We start from the raw sequence: 13,257 nt of genomic DNA on the forward strand, positions 1-13,257 counted from the left end.
AATTTTTAGTATAGAATCACCACCTTAAATTTTACGGCTTAAAGTGGTAAAAATTTATTATATATTAATTAGTTGAGGAAGAATTGAATGACTCTGTTTCCGACCCGTTTTTTAAGCAAAGGCATGAGCAGCAGCAAATTGTTAGCGCTGTTGACACTGTTTTTCACTGTTGTGATGAACTATGCGTTTTATAAAACCGTATTGGCACTGTATCCAAATATTGATATGTTTGCGCTGAGCTTGCCGTTTGCGATGTTTTTTATTTTATATGCCGCATTCCAAATTCTAGCCTTGCCTTACCTGCATAAAATTTTGATGCCATTATTGCTGTTGCTCAGTGCCTCAATTGGCTATAACGCACTGTTTTACAATGTGTATTTTGACACTAATATGTTGGAAAACGTGTTGCAAACCTCGTTTACCGAGGCGAGTAAATTGGTCACCTTCTCCTATATCTTGTGGATTGTTGTTTTCGGGGTCGTGCCGTCACTGCTGTATGTGATGGTGAAAGTGAACTACCGCACTTGGTATAAAGAAATTGGGGTGCGGCTGTTGTTGATCGCCTTGTCGGCGGCGGTGATCGGTGGCATCGCGAAATTTTATTACCAGGATTACGCTTCGTTTTTCCGCAACAATAAACAAGTTGTCAACTTAATCGTACCGAGCAATTTCATCGGCGCCGGGATCAATGAAGTCAAACGGATTCAGCAAGCTAACCGTCCATTTGAACAGATCGGTTTAGATGCACAACAGGTTAAATCAGACGGACAAAAAAGACGAGTGCTGGTGTTGGTGGTGGGCGAAACAACTCGTGCGCAAAATTGGGGTTTGAACGGTTATCAAGTCAACGGACAGCCGCGACAAACCACGCCTAAGCTGGCGGCGTTGGGCAGTGAGTTGGTCAATTATCCGCAAGTAACCAGTTGCGGCACCGCAACCGCAGTGTCGGTGCCGTGTATGTTTTCAGTGATGGATCGCAGCAATTTCAACAGCTCAGTGGCGCAAAAGCAGGATAATCTGTTGGATATTGCGCAACGCAGTGGCATCAATATTTTATGGTTGGACAACGATACTGGCTGTAAAGGCGTGTGCGATCGGGTGCTGACTGAAAATCTGACGGGCACAAACTCAGCGGAATTTTGTCGTAACGGCGAATGTTTGGACGATATTTTGCTGCAAAATTTCGAGCAGCGCTTGCAAGCCGATCCAAACAAAGATTTGATTGTGGTGCTGCACACTATGGGCAGCCATGGACCGACCTATTTTGAGCGTTACACCCCGGAATACCGTCAATTTACGCCGACTTGTGACACGCAGGATATTGCCAAATGTTCAAAAGAACAGTTAGTCAATACCTACGATAACGGCATTTTATATATTGACCAATTCTTGGATCAAGTGATTACCACGCTGAAAAAACAGCCGAATTTTGACAGTGCACTGTTGTATGTGTCGGATCACGGTGAATCACTGGGCGAAAACGGTATGTATCTGCACGGCACGCCGTACTCGATTGCACCGGATGAACAAACCCATGTTCCGGCAGTTTTCTGGGCATCGCAAGGTTGGCAAGCACAGCGCAATTTGGATCTGTCATGTTTGCAAAAAAACGCAAATGCTACTGCTTATTCGCAAGACAACTACTTCCATTCGATCTTGGGCTTAATGCAGATTAAAACCACAGTTTATAACCCGACAATGGATATATTCGCTGGCTGTAGCCGCTAGCATCAGTATCAGCAAATACAGGCTGAGAGAAATAGGTTTGACCGCACTTGGTTAAAATAAGCGTTAAAGATGAGCGTTAAAAATAAGCAAAGTGCGGTATTAATCACCGAATATCACCGCATTACTGAAAAAATACTTGACGAAAAGCGGATAACTCCCTATAGTTTGCGCCCTATCAGTTCTCAAATAGCAGTACCCATACTCAACGGTGAGATGTCCGAGAGGCTGAAGGAGCACGCCTGGAAAGTGTGTATGCGCGAAAGTGCATCGAGGGTTCGAATCCCTCTCTCACCGCCATCTACTTTGCATTCCTGTATTATTTCTTTTTGTATTCACCAAATGTAAAAAACCGCACTTTACAGCACGGTTTTCTGTCAGTTTCAAGCATAACTAAAAACTATAGCCAGCCTTTGCGTTTAAAATAGATATACGGCGCAAACGCAGCGAGCAGCATTAAGCCGAGCGCCATCGGATAACCAAACTCAAAGCCGAGTTCCGGCATCTCTTTAAAGTTCATGCCGTAATTAGAGGCGACTAACGTCGGCGGCAGGAAGATCACCGAGACCACTGAGAAGATTTTGATAATTCGGTTCTGTTCAATATTGATAAAGCCCATTGCCGCCTGCATCAAGAAGTTGACTTTTTGGAACAGTGATTCGTTGTGCGGTTGTAGTGATTCAATATCGCGCAGCACTTCGCGAGCCTGTTCCAACTGGCTTGCCGGTAGGCGGGTTTTACGTACCAGAAAGCTTAGTGCGCGTTGGGTATCCATCAAGCACAACCGCACTTTCGAGCTGGCATCTTCCTGCTCTGTCAGGGTAGAAAGGGCGCGGTCAAAGGCTTCGCCTTGTTTGCCGTCCAGGATAACTCGACTTAATTGTTCCAAATCGGCATAAATGGTTTCAATAACGTCCGCTAATTGTTCGATTTTGGTTTCAAACAGATCTAACAGTAGTTCATAGGCATTACAGGCTTCCAATTTTTGAATGCGTGAACGCATACGATACAGGCGGAATGCCGGCAGTTCGCGATCGCGTAGCGTGAAAAGGCGACCGTCGCGCAGGGTGAAAGCGACAGTGGAAATGTCTGCGTAATCATCTTCGTCTTCACAATAGAAAAAAGAGTGCAGGTGCAGTCCGTCTTCGTCCTCAAAGAAACGGGCGGAGGCTTCTAAATCTTCCAGTTCAAGGTAGCTGGCAAGGCTCTGTCCGAGACCTTGTTGTAAAATGTCACGTTCTTCGCTGCTTGGATCAATCAGATCAATCCAAATGGCGCTGTCTAAATTCTGGCTGGTCTCGTCGATGCGAACCAAGCGGGCATTGTCCAAGGCAAAAGCACCAATCATATTTCATACTCCCCGGTGAGTGATGAACACGCAATGAACAAGGATAAGACGCCGGTAAATTTCAGCAATAGGGAAAGCAAGGATTGTTTATACCTATCTGCGAGAGTTTCGCCGACAAGCAGGTTGAGATGAGGGCGAAGAATCAAGCGTGAGAATTAAACCAGTATCGACTGTGACTGTCCAAAGTGTGTGTCCTCATATTATTAAATCGTGCGAATATTACGCTTTCGAGCCATAAAGGTCAAGTCATTCTCTTTGCGGCAGATCGGCGACAGATTATCGTTACTATCGGTCGTGATTGAGCAGATCCAACACTCCAAAATAAATAAATTGCAGAAAATTTGCATAACAAAAATAATAATATGTGATCTGGCACATGCTCTTTTTTATTTTGTAATGGTATGATTTAGCAAGAAGTTAGGCAATATCTCTAGGGTCTGTTGATCTTTGTTTATAATTTGAGCTATAGACTATTTTTCGCCAATACAAGGCAAAAGTTGTGAAGTTTAGTCATTCTAAACGAACGACTTTTGCCTTGTATTGGCGAAAAATAGTCATAGTCCTACGGATTGTGTTTAAAATGAGCACACTCGTCGTTGTAATCCTCATCAATAGTCTCGCTATTGATTTCGGCTTACGCCTAGATTGTGCTCATTTTAAACGACAACTCAAAATATAAACAAAGATCAACAGACCCTATAATAACTTATCATAAAGAGGCAAAAAGGAGGCAGTTATGTACAAGCACGTTTTAGTGGCTGTGGATCTATCTGAAGACAGTCCGATACTGTTAAATAAGGCGGTGGATATCGCTATACGGCACGAAGCAAAGCTGTCGTTGATTCATGTAGATGTCAATTTTTCCGATCTCTATACCGGCTTAATTGATATTAATATGGCGACGATGCAGGATCGTATTTCGGTTGAAACACAAGAAGCGTTGAATAAATTGGCCGAATCGGTGGATTTTCCGATTACGGAAAAACTGAGCGGCACCGGTGATTTGGAACAAGTGCTGAAAGAGGCGATTGGCAAATATCAGGTGGATTTGCTGGTGACTGGGCATCATCAGGATTTTTGGAGCAAGTTGATCTCCTCCACTCGCCAAGTGATGAACTCAGTGACGATTGATATGCTGGTTGTCCCGTTAAAAGAGCAAGATTAATCGATAATTTTTAGCCGTTTGACCGCACTTTAACCGACGAACTATCGGTGAAATCATAAAGTGCGGTCTATTTGCTTTAAAATCCGTTGCAATTGCCGGCAATCCTACCTAAAGCCATTCCCCAAGCCTATTTTTTATGCGAAAATAAACAGTTTACAGAATTTGTTAGGTCGTGGTGCTGAGCTTGGTGCAAAGCACGGCGACGTTATTCCACAGGATTAAATGAATGAAAACAACAGCAGATATCAGACGCGATTTTTTGCGTTTTTTTGAAACCAAAGAGCACCAAATTGTCGCCAGCAGCTCGTTAGTGCCGGAAAATGATCCGACACTATTGTTTACCAATGCCGGTATGAACCAGTTTAAAGAGGTGTTTCTCGGACAAGATCAACGCAGCTATAAACGTGCTACTACTGCACAGCGTTGTGTACGTGCCGGTGGCAAGCATAACGATTTAGAAAATGTCGGTTACACCGCGCGTCATCATACCTTTTTCGAAATGCTGGGCAATTTCAGCTTTGGAGATTATTTTAAACAAGAGGCAATTGAATATGCGTGGGAGTTTCTGACTTCTGCTGCTTGGTTGAACCTGCCAAAAGAAAAATTGTGGGTCACGGTGTACGCAACTGATCAGGAAGCTTATGATATTTGGAATAAAATTGTTGGTGTACCGGCAGAACGGATCGTGCGGATCGGTGATAACAAAGGCGCGCCTTATGCGTCAGATAACTTCTGGCAAATGGGCGACACCGGTCCTTGCGGCCCTTGCACCGAGATTTTCTACGATCACGGCGACCACATCTGGGGCGGTCCACCAGGATCGGCTGAAGAAGATGGCGACCGTTACATCGAAATTTGGAATGTGGTCTTTATGCAATTCAACCGTCAAGCAGATGGTGCTATGTTGCCGTTGCCGAAACCATCGGTGGATACCGGTATGGGTTTGGAGCGGATTACAGCGGTATTGCAGCATGTGAATTCCAACTATGAGATTGATATTTTCCGCCGTTTGGTCACGAAAGCCGCCGAGATCACGGATACTGCTGATTTGAAAAATAAATCTTTAAACGTGATTGCCGATCATATTCGCTCTTGTGCGTATTTGATTGCCGACGGCGTGATTCCGTCCAATGAAGGGCGTGGTTATGTATTACGCCGGATTATCCGTCGTGCGGTGCGCCACGGTCATTTACTGGGGGCGAAAGGGGCATTTTTCTATCGCTTGGTGCCGACCTTGATCGAGGTGATGGCGGAAGCCGGAAACGAATTGAAAGAGAATCAAGCGCTAATCGAAAAATTGTTACGCCAAGAAGAAGAGCAGTTTGCCCGCACGTTAGAGCGTGGTTTGGTGCTGCTAGACGAAGCGTTGGCGAAAGTAGAAGATAATCTGTTGCCTGGCGAAGTGGTGTTCAAACTTTATGATACCTATGGCTTCCCTTATGATTTAACAGCAGATATTTGCCGTGAAAAAGCGATTACCATTGACCAAGCGGGCTTTGACCGTGCAATGGAAGCACAACGTCAGCAGGCACAAGCCGCCAGCCAGTTTGGAATTGACTATAGTAATGTTATTTCCGTTGACGGTGAAACTTGTTTCGAAGGCTACAGTGAGTCAGAAAGCTTAGGCAAGGTGGTGGCAATTTTCCATGACGGCAAAGAAGTGGAGCGCATTCAAGCCGGACAAAGTGCGGTGGTGGTGCTGGATAATACGCCATTTTACGGTGAATCTGGTGGACAAATCGGCGACACAGGACGCTTGGAAAGTCAAAGTGCGGTTTTCACGGTCAAAGATACGCAAAAATATGGCAAAGTGTTCGGACATATCGGGGAGTTGCGGCAAGGTGAACTGGTGGTAGGGCAGAGTTTGAATGCGGTAGTGGATAGCCAACGTCGTGCCGAAATCTCGTTAAACCACTCGGCAACGCACTTGCTGCATGCGGCGTTGCGCCAGGTTCTGGGTACTCATGTCAGTCAAAAAGGCTCGTTGGTGTCCGATAGCATGTTGCGTTTTGATTTTGCGCAACCGGAAGCAATCAGCAAAGCACAATTAACGAACATTGAAAATCTGGTCAACCAACATATTCGTGCCAACTATCCGGTGGTAACCGAAATTATGGATTTAGACGCTGCTAAAGCTAAAGGTGCGATGGCATTGTTCGGTGAAAAATACAGCGAGCAAGTGCGGGTGTTGTCAATGGGCGATTTTTCAACCGAACTGTGTGGCGGAATTCATGCCAACAGAACCGGTGACATAGGGCTATTTAAAATCACCTCTGAAGGGGCAATTGCAGCCGGAATTCGCCGAATTGAAGCGGTTACAGGGCAAAATGCGATGGATTGGCTGCATCAGCAGCAAGCGGTGTTACAGCAAAGTGCAGATTTGCTGAAAACCGATGGCAACAGTTTGCTCGACAAAATTAATCAATTGCAAGAACGCAATAAACGAGCGGAAAAAGAGTTGCAACTGTTGAAGGAGAAGGCCGCACAACAGGCTGGTAATGATTTGGCGAAGCAGACCCAAACCATTAACGGGGTACAAGTGGTGTTGCAAAAACTGGATGGCGTTGAAGCGAAATCCTTGCGGATGATGGTTGACGACCTGAAAAACCAATTGGGTTCAGCCGTGATTGCATTTGCCTCGGTGGCAGACGGTAAAGTGAATTTGATTGTCGGGGTTACAGCGGATTTAACCGCAACAGTGAAAGCCGGTGAGTTGGTGAACTTGATGGCAGAGCAGGTCGGCGGCAAAGGCGGTGGGCGTCCGGATCTGGCGATGGCAGGCGGCACACAGCTTGAGAATGTTGCGATTGCACTCGCCAGCGCCAAGACATGGCTGGAAAATAAATTGTAATTAAATCAATGCAAATGAAAAACAGGGTTTTGACCCTGTTTTTATTTTTGTGTGCCACTGCACATTTTGTGGTTTTTCCATTCACTTTTTTTTATGAAATAAAGTATTATCAATATGTGTTATTTTTCGGTAATAAATATTTTTTACCACAGATAATACCTTTATTGCTATCAAAGAGGGATATATGCTGATTCTGACGAGAAAAATCGGTGAAAGTTTGCTAATCGGAGAAGATATATCGATCTCCGTACTCAGTGTGCGCGGTAATCAAGTGAAAATTGGAGTTGACGCTCCAAAAGAGGTTGCGGTACATCGAGAGGAAATATATCAGCGTCTTAAAGAAGCAGATGATAAAAAAGTAGATCAATAGTAATTGGAGTTTTCAGATGACAAAATTAACATGTTTCAAAGCTTATGATGTTCGTGGTCGTTTAGGCGATGAATTAAATACCGATATCGCCTATCGTATTGGCCGTGCCTTCGGACAGTTTCTACAGCCTAAGCAAGTGGTTGTCGGTGGTGACGTTCGCTTGAGCAGTAAAGAGCTGAAAAGTGCCTTAACCAACGGTTTGCTTGATTCCGGGGTTGATGTGATTGATTTGGGATTGACCGGCACTGAAGAGGTCTATTTTGCGACTTCGTTCCTGAAAGTTGATGGCGGGATTGAAGTCACAGCCAGCCATAATCCAATGAATTACAATGGATTAAAGTTTGTAAAAGCCGGTTCGCGCCCAATCAGCGCTGATAGTGGTTTAGGCGATATTCAGAAATTAGCTGAAGAGAATAATTTTCCGGATGTGGCAAAACGTGGTGAGTATAAGCAGCTTTCTGTGTTGCAAGAATATGTCGATCACCTGTTAACCTATGTTAATTTAGAGAATTTCAATAAGCCGTTAAAACTGGTGATCAATTCCGGAAATGGTGCAGCAGGTCATGTGGTTGACGAATTGGAAGCGCGTTTTAAACAGCATGCGCCGTTGGTCAGCTTTATTAAAGTCCACAATGAGCCGGACGGCAACTTCCCACACGGGATCCCTAACCCGATTTTGCATGAAAACCGTCAAGATACCATTGATGCGGTGCTGGCAAACAAGGCAGATATGGGGATTGCTTTTGACGGTGACTTTGACCGTTGTTTCTTGTTTGATGAAAACGCCACTTTTATCGAAGGTTATTATATTGTCGGTCTATTAGGACAGGCATTCTTGGCGAAAAACCCGGGGGCTAAAATTATCCTCGATCCACGTTTGATGTGGAACACCGTTGAGTTGGTTGAAGAAATGGGCGGTGAAGCGGTGGTGTCTAAATCCGGACACTCGTTTATCAAAGAAAAAATGCGCGCAGTTGATGCAATTTATGGCGGCGAAATGAGTGCACACCACTATTTCCGTGACTTCTTCTATTGTGATAGCGGCATGATCCCATGGCTATTGGCGGCAGAATTGTTGTGCACCACGGGTAAAACCTTGGGGCAATTGGTCGGTGACCGTTTGAATGCTTATCCATCTCCTGGGGAGATCAACAGCAAGCTGGAAGATGCGCAAGTGGCGATTGCCCGTGTGCGTGACTTCTATGAAAAAGATGCCATTGCAGTCGATGAAATGGACGGCATCAGCATTGAATATCCGACCTGGCGTTTCAACCTGCGTAGTTCCAATACTGAACCGGTGGTTCGTCTAAACTTGGAAACGCGTGGTGACAAAGCGCTGATGGAAGAGAAAACCACTGAGATTTTAGCCTTACTCAGACAGTAGTTTTAGCGTAAAATACTATCCGCTTTCAGGTTGTTACTGAAAGCGGATTTTGCTATTTCTTTAATGACCAAACTGATGATAAAAGGATATTACATGAAAGTTATTATTCCCGTTGCCGGATTAGGCACTCGAATGTTGCCTGCGACCAAAGCTATTCCGAAAGAGATGTTGACGATTGTAGATAAACCGTTGATTCAATATGTGGTCAGTGAATGTGTCAATGCAGGCGTCAAAGAGATTATCTTAGTCACTCACTCCTCTAAAAACTCAATTGAGAACCATTTTGATACGTCGTATGAATTGGAATCTATGCTCGAAAAACGAGTGAAGCGCCAGTTGCTGGAAGAAGTGCGGTCAATTATTCCGCAGGGTGTTACGATTATGCATGTGCGGCAGGGGAATGCCAAGGGCTTAGGGCACGCTGTGTTGTGTGCCAAACCGCTCGTTGGCGATGAGCCTTTTGCGGTGGTGTTGCCGGATGTGATTTTGGCAGAGTTCAGTGCCGATCAGAAAAAAGAGAATTTGGCCGCCATGCTGCAACGTTTCAAACAAACCAAAATCAGCCAAATTATGGTGGCGCCGGTAGCGGTGGAAGATGTCAGCAACTACGGTATTGTCGATTGCGGTGAAGCGGTGTTGGAAGCCGGGCAAAGTGCGGTGATCAATAACATTGTAGAAAAACCAGCTCAAGAAGAAGCCCCATCAAATCTTTCCGTCGTCGGGCGTTATGTGTTCTCGAGTGCGATTTGGAATTTATTGGCAAAAACACCGGTCGGTGTTGGGGATGAAATTCAGTTAACTGATGCAATTGATATGCTTATCGAGCAAGAAACCGTGGAAGCATTTCATATGAGCGGCAAAACCTTTGATTGCGGTGATAAGTTGGGGTATTTGCAAGCGATTGTTGAATACGGCGTCAAACACCCGAAATTGGGTGGCGAATTTAAGCAGTTTTTGCAGCAGTTTAGCAAAACACTGTAGTTATAAAATAGCGCAAGCTAATCGGGTGGCGAGTACCACCCGAAAGCTCAAGGGCTTAGCCTTCTAAGGTATAAGGCAGCGGATATAAGCACAGCGGTTGTGGATTATCCTCGCTTAAGCGGAAACGCTGACTTGATTCAGTATCATTTGCCAAAACCACTTGTAGCCACAACACACCGTCCTGTCGCACATAATTTAAAACGGAGCCGGTTTTGCGCCAGTTGCTATCCAGCAGCAGTTCAACAGCTTGTCCGAGGCTCGGATCGGTATCAGATTGACCTACCAACGTGAATAGTGCTCTTTTGTTGGCACCGCGATATTTGGCTCTGGCGATGGTTTCTTGCCCGATATAGCAACCTTTATGGAAAGAGACGGTTTGTTCCAGCAGTTGTAAATTGATGGCTTGAGGAATAAATTGATTCTGGCTTTCTGCCGTTAGTAACGGTATGCCGTCTTGAATATCCAACAGATCCCAAGCGGTTGTAGTGACGGTTGGGGTGATCAAAACCGCACTTTCACTGATCAAGATCCAACGTGGCTGAGGGTGTTCAATATACAATAAACTCTGCCCATCAGCATGAATCAGCGGCGTTTCGGCATTCGGCAGTTGCTCGCTGAGGGCTGTGATGGTTTGCGATGCTTGTCTGCCGGCAAAGCCGATTAAAGTGCGGTCTTGCACCAGCTTAAAACTGACTTTTGAAAAGACTGCATATTTTTTCAGTTGTTCCAATGCCGTTGGCATCAATGCGTTGCGGATAATAAAATAAAATTGCTGCGAGCCAACACGAACCAGGCGGAACACTGACCAAACTTTGCCTTTAGGATCACAATGTGCGGTTAACGTTGAATTTCCGACCGTCAATTTGCTGATATCAGTGGTTAACTGACCTTGTAAAAATTTTTCACTGTCCTCACCGCTCACTTCAATTAATTGGTAGTGGCTCAATTCACAAACCATGTTGGGATGGGTTTCTGTCATCAGTGGGTATTGGCAATGTATTGTCATGGTTTTCTCTTTTTAGCATGGATAAGTCGTCTTGATTCTACACTGATTTCAGGGCAAAAGGCTATCGTTAAAAATGCGATCAAATCTTAAATTATGTAGTTTTTATGACAATTTTTATACAATCAATCTCTTTATCCTTATTTGCATTACTCACGTTCTTCACTAAACAAGGATATTGTATGAACTTAAGCAAAACAGCAGGATTGATTATCGCCATGTTACCTTTTTTAGCTCAAGCAGCGCCTAATGCTAACGGTTTATTAACCGTGCCGAGTCAATATAATGCGACAGAAACCGTAGAATTGATTGAAAAAACGGTTACTGACAAAGGTATGACGGTTTTCGGCGTAGTTGACCATCAAAAAGCGGCGCAAGACAATGGCTTGACCATGCCTGCGGCGACGGTGGTTTTATTTGGTAGCCCTAAAGTCGGCACACCGATTATGATTGAACATCCAACAATCGCAATTGATTTGCCGCTGAAAGCGTTGGTGTGGGAAGACAAAGCCGGTAAGGTATTTGTTTCATTAAATCAAGCGGAATTTCTGGGCAATCGCCATGAAGTGCCGCAAGAACTCTCACAAAAATTAGCGGGAGCTGAAAAGTTGCTTTCCAATACAGTGAGCGCAGCTAAATAAGCAACCCTAACGAAATTACTTTACTCGCCCATAAAAAACCGCACTTTGTTCAAAGTGCGGTTTGTCATTATGATTGATTAAACTTAGGCTTTTGGACCGGCGGCGACTAAAGCTTTGCCTTCATCGTTGTCGGTATATTTGTCGAAGTTTTTCGCAAAACGTCCTGCCAAATCTTCTGCTTTGGCTTGCCACTGTGCTTTATCGGCATAAGTATCACGCGGATCCAAAATCGCCGGATCAACGCCCGGAAGTGCTGTCGGAATGGCTAAGCTAAAGATAGGTAATTGATTCATTTCTGCTTTTTCAATTGAACCGTCTAAGATCGCATCAATGATACCACGAGTATCTTTAATAGAGATCCGTTTACCTGTTCCGTTCCAACCGGTGTTGACCAAATAGGCTTCCGCACCGGAGGCTTGCATGCGTTTTACCAGCACTTCTGCGTATTGTGTCGGATGTAATGACAGGAATGCTGCACCGAAACAGGCGGAGAAGGTTGGCGTTGGCTCAGTGATGCCGCGCTCAGTACCGGCCAGTTTGGCGGTGAAACCAGACAGGAAGTAATATTGAGTTTGTTCCGGGGTCAGTTTAGAAACCGGAGGCAACACGCCGAAGGCATCTGCCGTCAAGAAGATCACTTTTTTCGCATGACCCGCTTTAGAAACTGGTTTAACGATATTTTGGATGTGGTAGATCGGATAAGAAACCCGTGTATTTTCGGTTTTCGATCCGTCGTTGAAATCAATAGTGCCATCTTCCAATACCACTACGTTTTCTAACAGCGCATCACGTTTAATCGCACGGTAAATATCCGGCTCAGCTTCTTCAGACAGATTGATGGTTTTGGCATAGCAACCGCCTTCGTAGTTGAATACGCCTTCATCGTCCCAACCGTGTTCGTCATCACCAATCAGACGGCGTTTCGGATCAGTAGAAAGGGTGGTTTTGCCGGTGCCGGACAAGCCGAAGAAGACCGCAACATCGCCATCTTCGCCAACGTTGGCAGAACAGTGCATTGACGCTACCCCTTTTAACGGCAGGAAGTAGTTCATCATTGAGAACATGCCTTTTTTCATCTCGCCGCCGTACCAAGTTCCACCGATCAGTTGCACGCCTTCGGTCAGGTTGAACGCCACAAAGTTTTCCGAGTTCAAGCCTTGCGCTTTCCAGTTCGGGTTAGTGGTTTTTGATCCGTTTAATACCGTGAAATCCGGTTTGAAGCCTTTCAGCTCTTCATCACTTGGGCGGATAAACATATTTTTCACAAAGTGCGCTTGCCATGCCACTTCAGTCACGATCCGCACTGCTAAACGGGTGTCAGGGTTGGTGCCGCAGAAGGCATCGATCACAAACAAGCGTTTGCTGGAAAGTTGATCGGCAACCAATTTTTTCAGACTGCCCCAGGTCTCTTGGGTCATGGTTTTATTATCGTTTTTGGCTTTGTCGCTGGTCCACCACACGCTGTCTTTGGTTTTTTCGTCCAAGACGATATATTTGTCTTTCGGTGAGCGTCCGGTGAAAATGCCGGTATCGACCGCTACTGCACCGGTGGTGGTCAATGTGCCTTTTTCGTAACCTTGTAAATCTGCTTTGGTTTCTTCTTCAAACAAGAATTCATAACTTGGGTTATATACCACTTCTTTAACATCGTGGATTCCCAATACGGCCAATTCTTTTACTACTGAAGCTACATCTGTCATCTTTATTACCTCTGTTTTTGAGTAAGTTATTAAAATTAAATTCCGCAGTTATTGTAGAAGAAAAACAGAAATAAAAATGTTAGCTGGAT

General features: G+C 44.9%; 10 protein-coding genes and 1 tRNA gene. 8 read left to right on the forward strand and 3 right to left on the reverse strand.

Annotation, left to right across the window (positions count from 1 at the left end; all coding sequences use genetic code 11):
- The first annotated feature begins 87 nt into the window (after positions 1-87).
- Positions 88-1,728 carry a phosphoethanolamine transferase gene (locus EDC16_RS10345; RefSeq protein ID WP_132967778.1) on the forward strand — a complete coding sequence of 547 codons (1,641 nt, stop codon included), beginning with the start codon at positions 88-90 and terminating at the stop codon, positions 1,726-1,728.
- 207 nt (positions 1,729-1,935) lie between these two features.
- A tRNA-Ser gene (locus EDC16_RS10350) sits at positions 1,936-2,025 on the forward strand.
- Between the two features lie 100 nt (positions 2,026-2,125).
- Here EDC16_RS10350 and corA read toward each other — a convergent pair.
- Positions 2,126-3,073 (reverse strand): magnesium/cobalt transporter CorA, encoded by a 948-nt coding sequence (corA, locus tag EDC16_RS10355; RefSeq protein ID WP_132967779.1) that lies wholly within the window; start codon positions 3,071-3,073, stop codon positions 2,126-2,128.
- 736 nt (positions 3,074-3,809) lie between these two features.
- Here corA and uspA point away from each other — a divergent pair.
- From uspA to galU, 5 genes are all read left to right on the forward strand, one after another.
- Entirely contained in the window at positions 3,810-4,238 is a 429-nt protein-coding gene (gene uspA, locus EDC16_RS10360; protein WP_132967780.1) for a universal stress protein UspA, read from the forward strand.
- Positions 4,239-4,464: 226 nt separating this feature from the next.
- On the forward strand, positions 4,465-7,089 hold the full coding sequence (alaS, locus tag EDC16_RS10365) for an alanine--tRNA ligase (RefSeq protein ID WP_132967781.1): 2,625 nt from the start codon (positions 4,465-4,467) through the stop codon (positions 7,087-7,089).
- A 184-nt stretch (positions 7,090-7,273) separates the two neighbouring features.
- Positions 7,274-7,459, forward strand: coding sequence for a carbon storage regulator CsrA (csrA, locus tag EDC16_RS10370; protein WP_132967782.1), 186 nt, complete (start codon positions 7,274-7,276; stop codon positions 7,457-7,459).
- Between the two features lie 16 nt (positions 7,460-7,475).
- Entirely contained in the window at positions 7,476-8,843 is a 1,368-nt protein-coding gene (locus tag EDC16_RS10375) for a phosphohexomutase domain-containing protein (RefSeq protein WP_132967783.1), read from the forward strand.
- A 93-nt stretch (positions 8,844-8,936) separates the two neighbouring features.
- Positions 8,937-9,824: a UTP--glucose-1-phosphate uridylyltransferase GalU gene (gene galU, locus EDC16_RS10380; protein ID WP_132967784.1), complete on the forward strand. Its 888-nt coding sequence runs from the start codon at positions 8,937-8,939 to the stop codon at positions 9,822-9,824.
- A 55-nt stretch (positions 9,825-9,879) separates the two neighbouring features.
- Here the strand turns inward: galU and ygfZ are convergent, their stop codons facing one another.
- Entirely contained in the window at positions 9,880-10,830 is a 951-nt protein-coding gene (gene ygfZ, locus EDC16_RS10385; RefSeq protein WP_132967785.1) for a tRNA-modifying protein YgfZ, read from the reverse strand.
- Positions 10,831-11,009: 179 nt separating this feature from the next.
- Here ygfZ and EDC16_RS10390 point away from each other — a divergent pair, with 179 nt between their 5' ends.
- A complete protein-coding gene (locus tag EDC16_RS10390) occupies positions 11,010-11,468 on the forward strand; it encodes a DUF302 domain-containing protein (RefSeq protein WP_198362753.1) in 459 nt (152 codons plus the stop codon).
- 83 nt (positions 11,469-11,551) lie between these two features.
- Here EDC16_RS10390 and pckA read toward each other — a convergent pair whose 3' ends face one another.
- Positions 11,552-13,168, reverse strand: a complete 1,617-nt coding sequence (gene pckA / locus EDC16_RS10395; protein ID WP_132967786.1) for a phosphoenolpyruvate carboxykinase (ATP) — start codon at positions 13,166-13,168, stop codon at positions 11,552-11,554.
- Positions 13,169-13,257 lie beyond the last annotated feature (89 nt).

Source organism: Testudinibacter aquarius, from assembly GCF_004342725.1.
GTDB lineage: Bacteria > Pseudomonadota > Gammaproteobacteria > Enterobacterales > Pasteurellaceae > Chelonobacter > Chelonobacter aquarius.